Source organism: Stappia sp. P2PMeth1 (genome assembly GCF_900185735.1).
Lineage (GTDB): Bacteria > Pseudomonadota > Alphaproteobacteria > Rhizobiales > Stappiaceae > Stappia.
The window spans coordinates 451,924-468,776 of record NZ_FYAW01000009.1 but is presented as its reverse complement, the minus strand read 5'-3'; the positions used below and the strand labels follow the sequence as shown (position 1 = coordinate 468,776).

Annotated in this window: 18 protein-coding genes; 2 read left to right on the top strand and 16 right to left on the bottom strand. The window is 65.5% G+C overall.

Translation table 11 applies throughout. From position 1 onward, the window contains the following. The first annotated feature begins 175 nt into the window (after window positions 1-175). Together P2PM1_RS05200 and P2PM1_RS05195 are read left to right on the top strand one after the other, a co-directional pair. A complete protein-coding gene (locus P2PM1_RS05200) occupies window positions 176-1,549 on the top strand; it encodes an FIST N-terminal domain-containing protein (RefSeq protein WP_244301409.1) in 1,374 nt (457 codons plus the stop codon). After that, window positions 1,546-2,898, top strand: a complete 1,353-nt coding sequence (locus P2PM1_RS05195) for a hybrid sensor histidine kinase/response regulator (RefSeq protein ID WP_186388055.1) — start codon at window positions 1,546-1,548, stop codon at window positions 2,896-2,898. Before P2PM1_RS05200 ends, P2PM1_RS05195 begins: the two co-directional genes overlap by 4 nt. Before the next feature lie 10 nt (window positions 2,899-2,908). Here P2PM1_RS05195 and P2PM1_RS05190 read toward each other — a convergent pair whose 3' ends face one another. The 16 genes from P2PM1_RS05190 to phnG all read right to left on the bottom strand — a co-directional run bounded on the left by P2PM1_RS05190 (window position 2,909) and on the right by phnG (window position 16,784). Then, on the bottom strand, window positions 2,909-3,625 hold the full coding sequence (locus P2PM1_RS05190; protein ID WP_186388056.1) for a response regulator transcription factor: 717 nt from the start codon (window positions 3,623-3,625) through the stop codon (window positions 2,909-2,911). A 161-nt stretch (window positions 3,626-3,786) separates the two neighbouring features. Then, window positions 3,787-4,521: an FkbM family methyltransferase gene (locus tag P2PM1_RS05185; RefSeq protein WP_186398359.1), complete on the bottom strand. Its 735-nt coding sequence runs from the start codon at window positions 4,519-4,521 to the stop codon at window positions 3,787-3,789. Window positions 4,522-4,685: 164 nt separating this feature from the next. Further along, a complete protein-coding gene (phnN, locus tag P2PM1_RS05180; protein ID WP_186398358.1) occupies window positions 4,686-5,267 on the bottom strand; it encodes a phosphonate metabolism protein/1,5-bisphosphokinase (PRPP-forming) PhnN in 582 nt (193 codons plus the stop codon). 3 nt (window positions 5,268-5,270) lie between these two features. Then, on the bottom strand, window positions 5,271-6,410 hold the full coding sequence (locus P2PM1_RS05175; protein WP_186398357.1) for an alpha-D-ribose 1-methylphosphonate 5-triphosphate diphosphatase: 1,140 nt from the start codon (window positions 6,408-6,410) through the stop codon (window positions 5,271-5,273). 30 nt (window positions 6,411-6,440) lie between these two features. Next, the gene (locus P2PM1_RS05170) at window positions 6,441-7,133 is read right to left on the bottom strand and encodes a DUF1045 domain-containing protein (protein ID WP_186388060.1); all 693 of its coding nucleotides are present in this window, start codon (window positions 7,131-7,133) and stop codon (window positions 6,441-6,443) included. 126 nt (window positions 7,134-7,259) lie between these two features. Next, entirely contained in the window at window positions 7,260-8,606 is a 1,347-nt protein-coding gene (gene phnE, locus P2PM1_RS05165; RefSeq protein ID WP_208985180.1) for a phosphonate ABC transporter, permease protein PhnE, read from the bottom strand. 1 nt (window position 8,607) lies between these two features. Next, window positions 8,608-9,465, bottom strand: coding sequence for a phosphonate ABC transporter, permease protein PhnE (gene phnE, locus P2PM1_RS05160; protein WP_186388061.1), 858 nt, complete (start codon window positions 9,463-9,465; stop codon window positions 8,608-8,610). 80 nt (window positions 9,466-9,545) lie between these two features. Next, a complete protein-coding gene (gene phnD / locus P2PM1_RS05155) occupies window positions 9,546-10,451 on the bottom strand; it encodes a phosphonate ABC transporter substrate-binding protein (protein ID WP_186398356.1) in 906 nt (301 codons plus the stop codon). Between the two features lie 74 nt (window positions 10,452-10,525). Beyond that, a complete protein-coding gene (phnC, locus tag P2PM1_RS05150) occupies window positions 10,526-11,377 on the bottom strand; it encodes a phosphonate ABC transporter ATP-binding protein (RefSeq protein ID WP_186396821.1) in 852 nt (283 codons plus the stop codon). A gap of 122 nt (window positions 11,378-11,499) precedes the next feature. Then, a complete protein-coding gene (locus P2PM1_RS05145; protein ID WP_186398355.1) occupies window positions 11,500-12,120 on the bottom strand; it encodes a DapH/DapD/GlmU-related protein in 621 nt (206 codons plus the stop codon). Between the two features lie 10 nt (window positions 12,121-12,130). Then, a complete protein-coding gene (phnL, locus tag P2PM1_RS05140) occupies window positions 12,131-12,829 on the bottom strand; it encodes a phosphonate C-P lyase system protein PhnL (protein WP_186398354.1) in 699 nt (232 codons plus the stop codon). Window positions 12,830-12,864: 35 nt separating this feature from the next. After that, on the bottom strand, window positions 12,865-13,641 hold the full coding sequence (phnK, locus tag P2PM1_RS05135) for a phosphonate C-P lyase system protein PhnK (RefSeq protein WP_186398387.1): 777 nt from the start codon (window positions 13,639-13,641) through the stop codon (window positions 12,865-12,867). Between the two features lie 5 nt (window positions 13,642-13,646). Next, window positions 13,647-14,576 carry an alpha-D-ribose 1-methylphosphonate 5-phosphate C-P-lyase PhnJ gene (locus P2PM1_RS05130; protein ID WP_186396818.1) on the bottom strand — a complete coding sequence of 310 codons (930 nt, stop codon included), beginning with the start codon at window positions 14,574-14,576 and terminating at the stop codon, window positions 13,647-13,649. Continuing rightward, window positions 14,573-15,691 carry a carbon-phosphorus lyase complex subunit PhnI gene (locus P2PM1_RS05125; protein ID WP_186398353.1) on the bottom strand — a complete coding sequence of 373 codons (1,119 nt, stop codon included), beginning with the start codon at window positions 15,689-15,691 and terminating at the stop codon, window positions 14,573-14,575. Before P2PM1_RS05125 ends, P2PM1_RS05130 begins: the two co-directional genes overlap by 4 nt. Further along, window positions 15,691-16,317: a phosphonate C-P lyase system protein PhnH gene (phnH, locus tag P2PM1_RS05120; protein WP_186398352.1), complete on the bottom strand. Its 627-nt coding sequence runs from the start codon at window positions 16,315-16,317 to the stop codon at window positions 15,691-15,693. Before phnH ends, P2PM1_RS05125 begins: the two co-directional genes overlap by 1 nt. Next, window positions 16,317-16,784 carry a phosphonate C-P lyase system protein PhnG gene (gene phnG / locus P2PM1_RS05115; protein WP_244301408.1) on the bottom strand — a complete coding sequence of 156 codons (468 nt, stop codon included), beginning with the start codon at window positions 16,782-16,784 and terminating at the stop codon, window positions 16,317-16,319. Before phnG ends, phnH begins: the two co-directional genes overlap by 1 nt. Window positions 16,785-16,853: the final 69 nt, after the last annotated feature.

Sequence of the window (16,853 nt, the reverse complement as noted above, 5' to 3'; positions counted from 1 at the left end):
GCTCGGAAACCTGCTCCAGCTCCTCGCAGCCGGGAATGCAACGACGCAGAACATCCGCGTCGTTCAGCGCCAACCAAACAGCCCCACGACCCGCCAACAATCGATACTCGCCAACCAAATCCATGGAAGCTCCTCCCGGCCCGGCCAACCGGCGGGGCAATGTCCGCAGGGCCGCTTGTCCAGTCTCCCCCCGGACGCTGTCAGGAAAGGCCAGCCTCCCGCGCTTGTACACTGTACTTTCGGTCGAAGCCGAACGCCCGCTTGTCACCGGCAAGCCGAAGATCCTAGAGTGGGGCGTCGTCGCAAAGTCGTCCGACAGCCAGTCTGTCATGGGGAGGAGAGGCATGCGGCGCGAGGGAGGAGCGACGTGCAGCCGAATGGCGGCATCGATCACGCCTGCGGTGTCGTCGCGCTCGAATGCGACGACCCCGGCGACACCGGATTCTGGGCTCGCGTGGCGACCGCGCGGCAGCGCGTTGGTGCAGGGTTCGCTCTGGCCTTTTTTTCCTCCGCCCGCTTCCCGCCCGCCGCGGTCGCCTCTGCCCTGACAGACAGTTGCCCCGGCCTCCGTCATGCCGCCTGCTCCACCGCCGGCGAAATCACCCGGAACGGCATCTGCGAAGGCAATCTCGTGGTCATTCTGTTTCCGGCCGCGCGCTTTCGCATCGCCGCCCACCGGATCAGCGACATCCGACGCGCCGGCATGGAGCGCATCGTCTCGGAGGTCGGCGATGCGAAGCGCTGCTTCGTGGAGTCCGCGCCCGCCGACCGCAGCGCGAGCCGCTTCGCCCTCTGTCTGATCGACGGCCTGTCCTTCGCCGAGGAAGCGGTGAGCGCGGCCCTGCACTGGGGCCTCGACGACATTCCGTTGCTTGGCGGATCGGCTGGCGACGACATGCGGTTCGGGACGACCACGCTTATCCTTGACGGCGAACCGGCGAGCGATGCAGCCATCGTGATCCTGGTCGAGACCCAGGTTCCCTTCCACATCTTCAAGACCGACAATTTCGTGCCGACCCCCCACAAGCTGGTTGTCACCCGCTCCGAGCCCGACCGGCGCATCGTGCACGAGTTCAACGCCGCTCCGGCAGCGCAGGAATATGCGCGGGTCATCGGCATGGATCCGCAGAGCCTGTCGCCGATGAGCTTTGCCTCGCATCCGCTGGTCGTGCGGGTCGGCGGCGAATATTACTGCCGCTCCGTCCAGAAGATGAATCCCGACGGGTCTCTCTCGTTCTTCTGCGCGATCGACGACGGTATCGTGATGACGGTTGCCGAACCCGCCGGCATGACGCGTACCACGCGCGCCGCCTTCGACGCCGTGCGCGAGCGCATTGGCGGCATCGATTTCGTCCTCGGCTTCGACTGCGTGCTGCGCCGCATCGACGCCCGCAACCGGCAGGTGACGCATCGGATCGCCGCCATCTATCGCGAGAACAACGTCATCGGCTTCAACACCTATGGCGAACAATACCTGTCGATGCACCTGAACCAGACCTTCACCGGCATTGCCTTCGGTCTTGGGCAAAGCGGCAGGAGCGGTTCATGAGCATTCTCGATATCGCCGACGTCGAACGCCTCAAGCGCATCAACGACGCGTTGATCCACCGTGTCGAGCGCGCGATGGATCAGCAGCGTAACGCCTTCTCGCTGTTCCAGACCGCCATCGCCCTGGAGGGACAGGTCCGCAGGCGCACGGACGAGTTGACCTCGACCCTGCGCAACCTGGAACGCACCAACGCGGAACTCGCCCGGCAAAAGGAGATTTCCGAACGCGCCGACCAGTCGAAGACACGGTTTCTCGCCGCCGCCAGCCACGACGTGCTGCAGCCGCTGCATGCGGCACAACTGACCATGTCGGCGCTCTACGACCTGCAGGATACCGAACGCGGCCGGGCGATGGTCGCTCAGGTCGAGCGCTCGCTCGACACGATGAACGAGTTGCTGCATACGTTGCTCGACATTTCCCGCCTCGATGCGGGGGTCATGGTGCCGAACCACGCGGCGGTGCCGCTCGTTCCGGTGATCGAGTCCCTGCTCTCCGACCTGAAACCGATCGCCGAGGCGAAGGGTCTGCGTCTGCAGACCTCGATCACCGGCGATCACGTCCGCTCCGACCGGACCATGCTGCGGCGCGCGCTGCAAAACCTCATCTCCAATGCCATTCGCTATACGGATCGCGGCGGCGTGCTGATCGGCACCCGTCGGCGCGGCGACATGGTGGCGATCGAGGTAGTCGACACCGGCTGCGGCATCCCCCTCGACCAGCGCGAGCGGATCTTTGACGAGTTCCACCGGGGGCCGGCAGCCAAGGAACGCGCCGGACGTGACGGCGATTGTGCCCTCGGCCTCGGCCTTTCCATCGTGCGACGCCTGGTGACCGCGCTCGGCCACGAGCTCAGCCTGAGTTCGGAAGTGGGCAAGGGGAGCCGCTTCCGCATCCTCGCCGAACGCTGCGAGCCGCCTGCGGCCGGCGAGACACGGTCCCAGACAGCCCAGCGGCCAGTCAGCGACGCCACCCTCGCGGGCCGCCGTGTTCTGCTTCTGGAAAACGACTTCGAGGTGACGCGTGCCATGTCGACCCTGCTCGACGGCTGGGGCTGCGAGCACCGGGTCGCCGCCTCTCAGGCGGAAGCAGCGGAGGTTCTGGACAAAGGTTTCCTGCCCGACCTGATCATCGCCGACCAGCATCTCGACCAGGGCGACCACGGCACCCAAACGGTCGCAACGCTGTTGCAGCGTCTGCGGCGACGCGTGCCTGTCATCCTTGCAACGGCAGACGTCTCGGAGCCGGTCATGGCTCAGGCGGCGCAGCTTGGCGCGGAATTCATGTCCAAGCCGGTCAAGCCCGCACAACTGAGAGCGCTTATGGCGCACATGCTGGCCACCGCGCCTTAGTCAAGAACCCTCAGCCCCGAATGCGCCCGCTCTCGCCGTGTCCAAGGGGATTGGCAGGGTCGAGCCCGGAGATCTGCTCCAGCCGCGACATCTCGATAACCACCTGGGTGCGGCTGTGGACGTTGAGCTTGCGCAGGATTTCCGAGACATGTGCCTTCACTGTGGTCTCGCCGACCTGCAATTCGTAAGCGATCTGCTTGTTGAGCAGGCCGTCGCAGATCATGCCGAGCACCTTGAGCTGCTGCGGCGTCAAGGTGGCGACCCGGTTGATCATGTCCCTGGCATGCGCGTCGATCTGCTCGTCGCCGGCGTCTGCGAGATTGTCCGGGACAAAAACCGCGCCATTGATCACCTTCTGGATCGCGTCGGCAAGGGCCGCCTTCTTGGCCGACTTCGGGATGAAGCCGGCGGCCCCGTAGGCGATCACCTGCGAGACCACCTTGGGATCCTCGTGGCCGGAGACAACCACGACCGGCAGGCGCGGAAAATTGGTACGCAAATGCAGCAAGCCGTCCATGCCGCGCACGCCGGGAATGCTGAGATCGAGCAACGCAAGGTCGAAACCGCCCTCCGCCGCAAGGATTTCGCAGGCCTCCGGCAGCGAAGCGGCATCAAGCGTGTCGGCATCCGGATAGGCCAGCGTCACCGCACTGTGCAGGGCTTCCCGAAAAAGCGGATGGTCGTCGATGATCAGGAATTTCGCCATGGCACCGGATTGAACTGTCATGTCGGTCTCTCCGACCATCGCACCGAATGCGTGATCTTCAAAGGTTTTGTCCGAGCAAGGCGGCAGCCGCCAGCGCCCTGGCAACAAGTGTCGCCAAGCACCAGGGTTCCGGCAAGCGGACTAAAGAACGAGAGACGGCGACAAGGGCACCAGCCGGGGACTCATGCGAAGCGGGTGAAGAGCTCCGCCTCGCTGCTTTCGGTATCGCCGACCGCTTCGAAACAGACCACAGGGCCTTCCGACAGGGCCGCATTGTAGGCGAAACCCTCCGCGCACAGGCCGGCGAAGATCTCGATCATGCCGGCCTTGCCGATCTTGTGCGGATGCAGTTCCAGCACGATCCGCTTGAGGCCGCCGACGCGCAGGTTCCGGAACAGGTCGAGCTCCGCCCCCTCGATATCGGCAATGAGAACGGTGATGCCCTTGTCCGCGATGAAGGCCGAGGCATCGACGGCCGGCACACGCACCGTCTCGGTCACGCCTTCCTGGTCCTGGCCGATGCCGGAGCGCCAGAACTCCCGATGCAGGGTGAACTCGACGTAGCCCGTCTTCAGGGTCTGAGGGTCGGAGACGAAGGCCGCATTGATCACCTCGACACCGGTCACACCGTTCTTGAGATGGGTTTGGCGGATATGCGGGATGAGACGCGCGTCCGCCTCGACGGCAGCATAATAGGCAGGCCCGACATTGCGCATCACACCGGCGGAGATGAAGCCGATGCCGGCGCCGAGTTCTAGCACGCGGTCGTCCTTGCGCACAAACCGCGAGGCCATGGAGAGTTCCGAGGCTTCATAGCGGCCGCGGCGGATCTCCTCGATAATGCGGTCGTTGGCAACGGTCTCGTCCAGAGACAGCACCAACCCGCTGGTGCGGTGGGTTACCAATTGCCCCGACATCCGATCCACTCCCGTCACTCCGGCATGCGATGGTGCCACGGCCCGACCCGCAACCAATTGCATCCGTATTTTTATCGATGCTCGCATTCCGAGCAGACTTGCCGTCTTGTCGCAAAGGTTCCGCCCCTGCGCAAGAGGCGCAGTGGATCGTGAGAAAGCAGCTCTCAGCGGTAAGCCGAACCGGCGCGATCGAGGATCGCGGCAACCAACGCCTCGGCGGCCTGCTCGAGGTCGCCGCTGTTGTCGATAACGCAAGCCGGTGCGACGGGAAGCGGCTCGTTGGCGCGGGCGATGCGGGCGGCGATCTCTTCGGCGCTCTCACGACCGCGCGCGGCAAGCCGCGCCGCCAGCACTGTCGGGGTCGCCGTGATCTGGATGACGCAAAGTGTGGGAAACCGCTCCTGCATGGCCGCAAGGGCCACGCGAGACCCATTGACCACGGCGGGATGCCCGCTTGCGAGATGCTCCGACAAGGACGCGGGAAGCCCGTAGCCAAACCCATGCGCACGCCAGCTAAAGGCGAAGGCACCAGCGCGCTCCGCCTCTTCGAAGGTCTCTGCCGTCATGGGCTCGTGCGTCTCCGCATCGGTGCCGGTTGGCCGGGTGATCGTCCGTTGCACAAAAAGCAACTCCGGTCGCCCGGACAAGGCCGCGCGTGCCCGCGCGAGCAGCGTATCCTTGCCGACCCCGCTCGGCCCGACGACCGCGATCAGCGGCCCCTGCCCTTCCGACGCTGCCCCCTGCATCGCTCAGACCACCCGGCGACCTTCGCGCCAGACCGTGCGCACGATCGGGATATGTTCCTCGACCCGCACCCGCACGAGATCGGCGCGTTTGCCGATGGCGATCTCTCCTCGATCCTCAAGCCCGGCAAAGCGGGCCGGGGTACGGGACACCATGGCGATCGACTGCGGCAGATCGATCCCGTCGACCACCTCGCCGAGAAAGAAGGCCGACTGGACGAGACTGAAGGGAATGTAGTCGGACGACAGGATGTCGAGCAGTCCATTGGCGGCGAGATCGCGCGCCGAGACATTGCCCGAATGCGAGCCCCCGCGGACAACATTGGGGGCACCCATCAGAACCGCCAGCCCCTGCGCTTTCGAGGCCCGTGCGGCTTCCAGCGTGGTCGGAAACTCCGCCACCCGGATGCCGAGCTCGACGGCTTCCTCGACATGCGCGTTGGTCGCATCGTCGTGGCTCGCCAGCACCACCCCGCGCGCCCTTGCGCGCTCGGCGAGGATCCGGCGGTTGTTATCAGACCATTCCGCAGACTGGGCCATACGCCGTTCGCAGAAGTCGTTGAACTCCGCGTCGCTCATGCCCCGCTTGCCCTTGTAGTAGACCGCATAGGCCTCGAGGCTGACGAACTGGCGCTGGCCGGGCGAATGATCCATCAGCGAGGCGATGCGTACGAGCGGGTCGTTTTCGAACACCTCGAAACTCTCAAGACAGTTGGGAGCCGAGACCTCGCAGCGCAGGTGGATGAAATGATCCGCCCGCAGCCTGTCCTTGGCCATCCCCGCCTCGATCGCGTCGGCCAGCCGCCGCATGTCGGCATCGGTGATGTCGGTATCCTCGTCGAGCCCGACGCGCAGGGCATCGAAGACGGTGGTGATGCCGCTGGTTGCGATCTGCGCGTCATGGGCACAGACGGCAGCAATAGGATTCCACCGCACCTTCGGGCGAGGTGCATAATGGTTTTCCAGGTGATCAGTGTGCAACTCGATGAGGCCGGGGATCACATAGTCGCCGCCCATGTCCTCCGCAGCCGGCAACGACGAGACGCCGCTGTCGATGCCCGCGATCTTGCCGTCGCGCAGGTGCAGCGAACCCTCGACGACCTGGTCGGCCAGCACGATCCGCGCATTGGTGAGTATGGTGTCCATCGATCCGTCTTTCTCGAAGGGAACGTCTTGTCAGCCGCCTGTTCCCGCAAGCGGCGCCTGATGCAGGCAGATGAAAGGAGCGCCTGGATCAGGCTCGACGAAGATCGCCAGCCTGTCGAAGGCGACAGGATGCGCCAGCAAGGCCTCGAACTGTCCAGCAAGCGCGCGGTGAACGGCCAGTGCCGTTTCCCCCTCCAACCTGTCGCTCAGCGTCATGTGGAAGCGGAATGCGTCGAAAATGTAGGGGTAGCCCCAGTTTTCCAGAAATTCCCGCTCGCGCGGCGACAGCCGCTCCGGACGACGGCGGGCGATTTCCTCCGCCGTGAGAGGCGCTCGAAACGGCTCGAACCGCCGCACCACGGTGGCAGCCAGCGCGTTGAGGTCTTCGGCGGGACCGGCCGGCGTCAAGGCGAAGAAGCCATCAAGATCCGAAACCTTGAGCGCGACCGGAGCGATTGGCGGCGTGTCACGGCAGAAGGCGTCGACAGCTTCGACCAGATCGGCCTCGCTTCGGGTCTCGGCGAGGCGGAAAGGCGCCTTCAACGTACCGTGGAAACCGTACCGCACGGCCGATGCGATGAGGCAGGCGCGGGCCTGTGGCGAGAACCCGCCGACATCCGTCGGCTCGACGGCGCGAGCAAACGCGCTGCGGCCGAGCCATTCCTCAGCCGCGCGAACCAGCGGATGCCCGGCATCGGGCGTAAAATAGATCGCGTATCGCATACGTTCCGCTTTTTGTGGAACCGGAAGCGGGAGCATCGCCGCGCCAGTCGCGGCGATGCCATGCCTCGCATCCGATGGTGGCGGGCCTGCCGGAGGCTTGGGGGTTCCGGCAGGGAGCCGTCGAATTTACGTCCGCCCGACCCGTCCGATCAACAGGCCTCTGAGCCATCCCGAAAGCGAGTCCATCGCCATCACCATCAGCACGATGAGAATGATGTAGTAGCTGACTTCTTCCCAGTCCTTCTGGGTGATGATGGCCTGGGTGAGCAGCAGGCCGATGCCGCCGCCGACAATGGCGCCGATCACGGTGGCGCTTCGGGTGTTCGATTCGAGGAAGTAGAGCACCTGGCTGAGCAGCACCGGGACGATCTGCGGCATCACCCCGAAGCGCGCCTGCTGGATCGGCGAGGCTCCGGTCGACTGAACGCCTTCGATCTGCTTTCGGTCGACGTTTTCCAGCGCTTCGGAGAACAGCTTGCCGAAGGAACCGGTGTCGGTCATCAGGATCGCCAGCGATCCGGTCAGCGGCCCGGGACCGAACGCCCGGCTCAGAATGATCGTCCAGATCAGCCCGTCGACACCACGGACGAAGTCGAACACGCGGCGCAGCGCAAAACGCAAGGATCTCGCCGGCGTAAAATTCGATGCGGCCAGAAACGCGAGGGGCAACGCCACGACAGCGGCGCCCATGGTTCCCAGGAACGCCATCAACACCGTTTCGAACAGCGCCCAGGCCACATCGCCGTGCCGCCACATCTTGTTCGTCCAGAACTCCGACAGCATGTGGACGATGTTCGGCCTTGCCGGATCGACGCGATCTTCCGAGACAGCAAGGCTCGCCAGTTCGCCCACCGAGCGACCACTGAACGGACTGTCGAGCGTGAAGAAGAACAACTCCCAGCCCGGCTCATAGTGGAAGGTCTCGGTCCGAGTGCGGGTCATCGAAAAGCGCCCCTGCGGGGTCGTCACGGTGACACGCGCGGGCGAGGCGTTGATCCAATCCGGAACCTCGCCTTCCGGCAGATCGAGACGGATGCCCTGCCCGTCCGGCTCGACCTGGATCACGCCATAGCCGGGGATGGTGAAGCGCGCGCCGGTCCCCTCATAGACCACCTCGTGCTCCTTGCCGAGGTCGATCCGGGTAACGCCGTCCTGCATGCTCACCCACGCGGGCAGCCGGCCGGGCGGATAGGTGCCCTTGTTCTCGCCCTCGATCGCGACACTCACCTCGCCGCTGCGATTGTCTCGCGTGACATGCGTCTTGTAGCTCCAGAAGTCGGACAACAGGATCGCCGCATTGTCGGTCCTGGCGCTCGCCACCAGGCCCGGAATGTTGAAGGCGAAGAAGATATAGATCAGATAGACGAGGACCACCGCCGGGAAGGCGAAGGCAAGACGCTGCTTGCGGCCGAAGGCGGCAAGAACCGCCTCGCCCAGCGACCCCTCATGCGTGGTGGAGAGCATGGCGGCCATGTCAGTGTCCCTTCACCAGCTTGTGCCGAAAGTGGCTCGAAACCTGGTCGATGACGACGATTGTGGCGAAGAGCAGCAGGAAGATCGCCACGACCTGGTCGTAGCGACCCTGGCCCCACTGCATCGCGGTCTTGAGGTCGTAGCCGATGCCGCCGGAACCGACGAAGCCCAGGATTGCGGAGGCCCGCACGTTGATCTCGAAGCGCAGCAACGCATAGGAAAGCCAGTTCGGCGTAACCTGAGGCAGCACGCCGAGCCACATCGCCTGGCTCCAGCTCGCACCTGCCGAAGACAGGCCCTCGACCGGCTTGCGGTCGGCGTTCTCGCTCACTTCCGAGAAGAGCTTGCCGAGAGCGCCTGTGGTGTGGAAGGCGATGGCGATCATGGCCGGTACAGGCCCGCCGCCGAGCAGGAAGATCAGAATGAGCGCGATGACGATCTCCGGGATCGCCCGCATACCATCCATCATCCGGCGGAACAGCGGGATAAGCCGCGGGAAGCGGGCAAGGCCGCGCGTCGACAGAAGCGACAGCAGCGCCCCGCCGCAGGCACCGACGAGCGTTGCCACGCCGGCAATGTTGATCGTCTCGATCAGCGAGGGAAGAAACTTCCACATCAGACCCGGCAGGTTGGCCGCCTTGGCCACCGCCTCGCTCACGACTTCGGAGGGGAAATCGAAGAACTGGTGGATGCCCGCCCAGAAGCCGCCGGCATTGCGCGCGTCGGCCAGTTGGAAACCCGAGACCATCAGCAGGACGAAGACCAGCAGCAGGATGCCGCTGTACATCTGCCGCTGGCGGGCATGGGCGAGATAGTCGGCGCGGATATCGCCCGACCTTGCGAAAGCCGTGTCCGTCATGAGGTCCTGCTGCAGGTGGCTCTGGCGAAAACGCACGGGCGGGACACAGGCCCCGCCCGGCAATCACGAAGACAGATCGATCAGTTGCTCTGGGCCTTGCGGACCGCGATGATCGACTCGTAAGCCTCATGGGCGATCGGCTCGAAGCCGGCCGTCTCGCCGGCAGCCACGTTGTAGGCGCATTGCGCGTCCTTGCCGTGCAGGTCCTTCAGAAGCTGCGTGACCTTCTCCTTGACGTCGGCCGGAAGGGCACGACGCAGCACGATCGGGCCTTCCGGGATCGGCTTGGAGCGCCAGATCTCGACCAGGTCGTTCATGTCGACCAGGCCGGCATCGACCGCCTTGCGCAGGGCGCCGGAATTGTAGCCGTCTTCCCACTCGCCCTGGCCGTCGGCCCAGGTCACGCCACCGTCGACATCGCCGTTCTTGACCGCAACGATGGTTTGCTCATGGCCGCCCGTGAAGACGACCTCGGCGAAATAGGCACCGTTGTCCATGGACGCACCGGTGATCTGCGGGATCTCGATGGACGGGATCAGGTAGCCGGAGGTCGAGTTCGGATCGCCGAAGCCGAACTTCTTGCCCTTCATCTCCTCAAGCGAGGCAATGCCGCTGTCCTTGCGGGCAAAACCGATGGAATGGTAGGAGAAGGAGCCGTCGAGATTGGTCTTGACGAGCACGACGTCGACCGCTTCCGGGTTCGTCAGATAGGTCTTCGCATAGGCCGAGGCACCGAGCCAGGCCATGTCGATCGAGCCACCCAGCAGACCCTGGATCACGCCGTCATAGTCGGCGGGGGTGAAGATCTTGGTCTCGACGCCGAGCAGATCCTGGACATAAGCGCGCAGGCACTCGTTCGAGGCCAGACGGTCCTGGGCATTCTCGCCGCCGAGGACGCCGATGCGGAACTCGTTGATCTCCTGTGCCGTCGCACCGACGGACAGGGTCGCGACCGCGGTGGCGGCCAAGAGAAGCTTCTTGAGCATATGACGTCTCCTGAAAGAGTCGTTTGTCGTTGTTGCGTGTGACCGTGCGCGGACGCCGCGCCGGATCCTGCGGCTCATGCGGAGGCGTTGGCCGTCCGCAGCATGGCCGGGGATGGTGTACCCACCGCCGCTGTCGCAGGCCGGGCGGTGATGCTGGTCGAGGTGATGGCCTCGGAAACCTCGTTGCCGTCGCCGTCGGTGCCGTAGATTTCCCGCACCGCTTCAGCGGTCAGTTCGTCAGCGGTCCCGTCGAAAACCACGCGGCCTTGCGCCATGCCGATGATCCGTTCGCAATAGGTGCGCGCGGTGTCGAGCGTGTGCAGGTTGGTGATGACGGTGATTCCCTCGCGCTCGTTGATGTCCTTGAGCGCGTCCATGACGATCTTGGCGTTCAGGGGATCGAGCGAGGCGATCGGCTCGTCCGCCAGCAGCACCTTCGGCGACTGCATCAGCGCGCGGGCAATCGCCACGCGCTGCTGTTGGCCGCCCGACAGGGCCTCGGCGCGCTTCAACGCATGCTCGGCGACACCCAGCCGCTCCAGAATGTCGATGGCACGCAGGATGTCCGCCTTCGGAAACAGGTTGAAGACGGTGGCGAGCGTCGAGCGGGCATTCAGCGTCCCATGCAGCACGTTCGACACCACATCGAGCCGCGGCACCAGGTTGAACTGCTGGAACACCATCGCGCAATCCCGTCGCCAGGAGCGAAGCGCGGATCCCGAAAGGGCAGAGACCTCGGTGTCGCGGAATACGATCTTTCCGCCGTTCGGATCGACAAGCCGGTTGAGCATTCGCAGCAGAGTGGATTTTCCGGCTCCCGAGCGGCCAATGACGCCGACCATCTGCCCGTCCGGGATGTCGAGCGTCACGGCATCCACCGCGGTCAGCATTCCGAACTTTCGCGTCACACCGTCGAGCTTGAACATCTGCGCCTCAATCTTGATGATTGAAGCTTGCGTACTCCGCACAGATGACAAGGAATCTGCGATTTTATGACAATTCCCTGACGTTTACCGGATGCGGAACAGTAGTGCGACGGCTGAACACTTCAGAAAGCCCGCTCATAGCGCTCCAGAAACGCCGCCGCGTCGAGAGTGCGGAAATCCTCGAGCGTTTCGCGCAGCCGGTCATGGCTCCAATCCCACCAGGCAAGTGCCTGCATCCGCGTAACAATATCCGCCGGAAACCGTTCGCGGATCAGCCTTGCGGGAACCCCGCCGACGATGGTGTAGGGCGCGACGTCCCGCGACACGACCGCACCCGATCCGATGACAGCGCCGTCCCCCACCGAAACGCCGGGAAGGATGGTCGCGCCATGACCGATCCAGGTGTCGTGGCCGATCCGTACCCGCGCCGCGCGCCGCCGCTGGAAAAACTCCGCCTCCTGATCGGCATCGTCCCAGTAGTCGTTCGCCCGATAGGTGAAATGATGCAGCGTTGCCCGCTCCATCGGATGATGGGTGGCATTGATGCGGACGCAGGCGGCGATGTTCGCGAACTTGCCGATCTCCGCGTTCCAGATCATCGCGTCGCGCATCACATAGGAATAATCGTCCATCCGGGTTTCGCTGATGCTGACCCGCGCATCCACCTCCGTGTAGCGACCGAACGCGCAGTCGCTGACCTCGGCGGTCGGATGGATGAAGGGAGTTTCGGAAAGTCGTGCCATCGTCTCCCCCTTAGGCCGCGCGGGCCGGCGCGAAGCCGCGCACGTCGATGATCCGGTCCGCGACGGCCTCGCGCACTTCCTCGTCATGGAAGATGCCGATCTGGGCGACGCCCTGCGCCTTCTTCTCGGCGATCAGTTCGATGACGATCCGCCTGTTGGCGGCATCGAGCGAGGCCGTCGGCTCGTCCAGCAGCAGCACCGGATGATCGGTGATGAAGCCGCGGGCAATGTTCACGCGCTGCTGTTCGCCGCCCGAAAAGGTCGCCGGCGGCAGTTGCCAGAGCCGCTGCGGCAGGTTGAGCCGGTCCAGCATCTCACGCGCCCGTTCGCGGGCTGCCGCCGCATCGGCGCCGCGCAGGACCAGCGGTTCGGCAACCACATCGACGGCGGCGACGCGCGGAACTGTGCGCAGGAACTGGCTGACATAGCCGAGTGTCTCTCGGCGGATGGCCAGCACGAGACGCGGCGAGGCGGCGACAAGGTCGACCAGTTCCCCGCCGTGGCGGATCAGGATCTCGCCGCTGCTTGCGGCGTAGTTTCCATACAGCATCTTGAGGATGGAGCTCTTGCCCGCACCGGACGGACCGCCGAGTACCACGCATTCGCCGGCGCGAACCTCGAAGGCGGCGCCGTCCACCACGGGCAGTTCGAGGCCGCCCTGCAGATGCATGCAGAAGGTCTTGGAAAGCGCGCGCGCCCGGACGGCCATCGCGGCCTCCTTTCGGCTGACGGGATCGGTCATGGTCACACCTGCAGGATGGAAGAGACGAGAAGCTGGGTGTAGGGCGCCTGCGGATCGTCGAGCACACGGTCGGTGAGCCCTTCCTCGACCACCCGGCCGTCCTTCATCACGATCATGCGATGCGAGAGCAGTCGGGCCACCGCCAGGTCATGAGTCACGACAATGGCGGCAAGTCCGAGATCGTTGACCAGCCCGCGCAGCAGATCGAGCAGGCGCGCCTGCACCGAAACGTCGAGGCCGCCCGTCGGCTCGTCCATGAAGACGAGGCGCGGCCCGGTCACCAGATTGCGCGCGATCTGCAGGCGCTGGCGCATGCCGCCGGAAAAGGCCCGCGGCTGGTCGTCGATACGGTCCTCCGCAATCTCCACCCGCGACAGCCAATGGGTGGCAGTGTTGCGAATGCGGCCGTAATGGCGCTCGCCGACGGCCATCAGCCGCTCGCCGACATTGGCGCCGGCCGACACGGTCATGCGCAGCCCGTCGGCCGGGTTCTGGTGCACGAAACCCCAGTCGGTGCGCATCAGCAGGCGCCGTTCGGCCTCGCTCATGCGATAGAGATCGCGCATCGCGCCGTCGCGCATGCGGTAGCAGACACTCCCCGTGCTGGGCTCCAGGCGGGTCGAGATGCAGTTGAGCAATGTCGTCTTGCCCGAGCCGCTTTCGCCGACGATCGCCAGCACCTCGCCCGGATAGACCTCGAACGAGACATCCCGGCAGCCGACCCGCTCGCCGTAATAGCGCGACAGGCCCTCGACGCTCAGCAGCGGCATTTCCTGCAGCCTCATCATCGTCCTGCATCCTCCTGGACCTGGCCATGGCCCGCATAGGCCTCGTCGGGCGACAGACGACCGCGATGGCCGGCCGCGCGGCGGTCCTCGCAATGATCGGTGTCCGAGCAGACAAACATCCGCCCGCCGCGGTCGTCGAGGATCACCTCGTCGAGATAGACGCCCTCGGCACCGCACAGGGCACAGGGCTCGTCGAAGGTCTGGATCTCGAAGGGATGGTCCTCGAAATCGAGGCTGACGACCCTTGTATGCGGCGGGATGGCATAGATGCGCTTCTCCCGGCCGGCGCCGAAGAGTTGCAAGGCATCGCTCATGTCCATCTTCGGATTGTCGAATTTCGGCGTCGGCGAGGGATCCATCACATAGCGGCCGGCGACCAGCACCGGATAGGCATAGGTGGTGGCAATATGGCCGTGGCGGGCGATGTCCTCGTAGAGCTTGACGTGCATCAGCCCGTATTCCTCGAGCGCGTGCATCTTGCGGGTTTCCGTCTCGCGTGGCTCGAGAAAGCGCAGCGGCTCGGGGATCGGCACCTGGTAGACCAGCACCTGCCCTGCCTGGAGCTTTTCCTCCGGAATGCGGTGGCGCGTCTGGATGATCGTCGCCTCGCGGGTCTTCGTCGTCACCGCGACGCTGGCGACCTTCTGGAAGAAGGCGCGGATCGACACCGCGTTGGTGGTGTCGTCCGCCCCCTGGTCGATGACCTTCAGCACGTCCTGCGGCCCGATGATCGAGGCGGTGACCTGCACGCCGCCCGTGCCCCAGCCATAGGGCATCGGCATCTCACGGCTGGCGAAGGGAACCTGGTAGCCGGGAATGGCGATGGCTTTCAGGATCGCCCGGCGGATCATCCGCTTCGTCTGTTCGTCCAGATAAGCGAAATTGTAAGTGGCGAGGTCTTCGCCGAGTGCGGCTGCGGCGCTCATTCGGCGGCCTCCTGCGTGTCATGGTCGCGCGACTGCCGCACCTCGAACTCCGCCCGCATCCGGCGGACGAGATCGAGTTCGGCCTGGAAGTCGACGTAATGCGGCAGTTTCAGATGCTCGACGAAGCCCGTCGCCTGGACGTTGTCGGCATGGGAAATGACGAATTCCTCGTCCTGTGCCGGAGCGACCCGGTCCTCGCCCAATTCTCCGGCGCGCAGCGACCGGTCGACCAGCGCCATCGCCATCGCCTTGCGCTCCGACTGGCCGAAAACGAGGCCATAGCCGCGGGTGAATTGCGGCGGCAGCTTCGCCGAACCGGCGAACTGGTTGACCATCTGGCATTCCGTGACCCGGATGCGGCCGAGCGAGACGGCAAAGCCGAGTTCCGGCACGTCCATCTCCACCTCGACCTCGCCGATGCGGATCTCGCCGGCGAAGGGGTGCGTACGTCCATAGCCACGCTGGGTGGAATAGCCGAGCGCCAGCAGAAAGCCCTCGTCGCCGCGCGCAAGCGCCTGGAGACGCAGGTCCCGAGCCATCGGGAACTCCATCGGCTCGCGCGTCAGGTCGCCGGAGGGCTCCCGCGGCATCTCGGCCGGGTCACCGGTGAAGGCCCGCTCGATCAGGTCTTCCTGGGCGAGGATGTCGGCGACGCGGGTCAGCGGCTCGCCTTCGCTGTCGCGCGCCGGCGCAGTCTCTACCGCCTCGTCGCCGGCAAGGGCGGGATCGAGCAGGCGATGCGTGTAGTCGAAGGTCGGGCCGAGAACCTGTCCGCCCGGCAGATCCTTGTAGGTCGCCGAAACCCGCCGCTCGGCGATCATCTCGCCGGTCTCGACCGGCTGCGAGGCGCCGAAGCGCGGCAGCGTCGTGCGATAGGCGCGCAGCAGGAAGATCGCCTCGATCATGTCGCCCCGCGCCTGCTTGACGGCCAGCGCCGCCAGATCCGGCGCGTAGAGCGAGGCCTCCGCCATCACCCGGTCGACGGCCAGCGCAAGTTGTTCGACGATCTGCTCCACTGTGATAGACGGCAACGACCGGTCGCCGCGACGGCGGTCGGCGAGCATCTTGTGGGCGTTGGCGATGGCCGCCTCGCCGCCCTTGACTGCGACATACATCAGCCGGCCTCCGGCTCGTTGACATGGGATACGACCGTGCTGCGCGGCAGCGCCATCATGCACAGCCCCGCCACCAGAACGACGTCCACGCCGCGCGGAAAGAGCGCCCGATTGGCGGCGCGCTGCGTCATGAACGTAGCCGGAAGACCGCGCGGGGCGATCCGCCTCTGCCCGTCGATACCGGGTCCTTCAAGCCTGAGGGCGGCGCCGCCATCCAGCGCCTCCACCTCGACCACCAGCGTCGTCGAGCGGTCGGGATACTCCTGCGTTCCAGACGCAAAATCGGCCATGTCCGGCATGGTCTCGCCCTTCACGAAGGCGAAGGCGGATCTCTCCGGCCCTTGTGCCAGCGGCGCTCCGCACTGGAAAGACAGCCATGCGCGCACACTCTCGCTGTCGATTTCGCGATCCAGCCAGACCGGCGTGTCGGGGTCGCAGAGCGCGAGCGCGACGGCACCCGAGCCTTGCCCAAGGGGAGCGGGCGGCGCGACGCCTGCAGGAAGAGTGTGAACGGTGCCGGGTCGGGCCGTCGCGTCCATCAGCGCGCGGAAGACGGCCTGCGCTTCGAACACCGGATCGCTGAACCCGCCGGAAACGGCGAGCGTCGAAAGACGGGCATCGGACATCAGTCGTCTCCCCGGACCATGGTGAAGAAGTCGACGCGGGTTGCAGCGGCCTCGCGCTTGACGCGGGAGACCTCCTCGGCACGGGCTGCGGCCAATGGCGCCAATACCTGCGCCTCGATGTCTGTTCGGCGCGCGCCCTCGCTCCACATGGCCGCGAGCACAGCCGAAAGCCGCGCCTTTGCCCTGTCCTGCCCCAACGCATAGGCATGACCGACAGCCCCGCTCGCAAGCCGGACCGTCGCCCGCGTCACCGCAGCCTCTCCGAGATTGAAGGGCGCGCCGTCACCGCCGATGCGGCCGCGCACCATCACCAGACCGATCTCGGGTCCCCGCACCGGCGCCGCCTCCGGCAGGGATCCGAGCGCCTCGGCACAGGCGGCGATCTCATCGCCCGGCGAGGCAGCCAGCACATCCATCAGCCGTTTCAGTCCCTGTTCAGAGCCGCCTGCCGTCTCTGCCTTCGCCATCCGCAACTCCGTCGTCTCTCCTGGGCTGCGAGCGCCTGTATCAACAGGCGCTCTCGCAAGCAGCCCCGC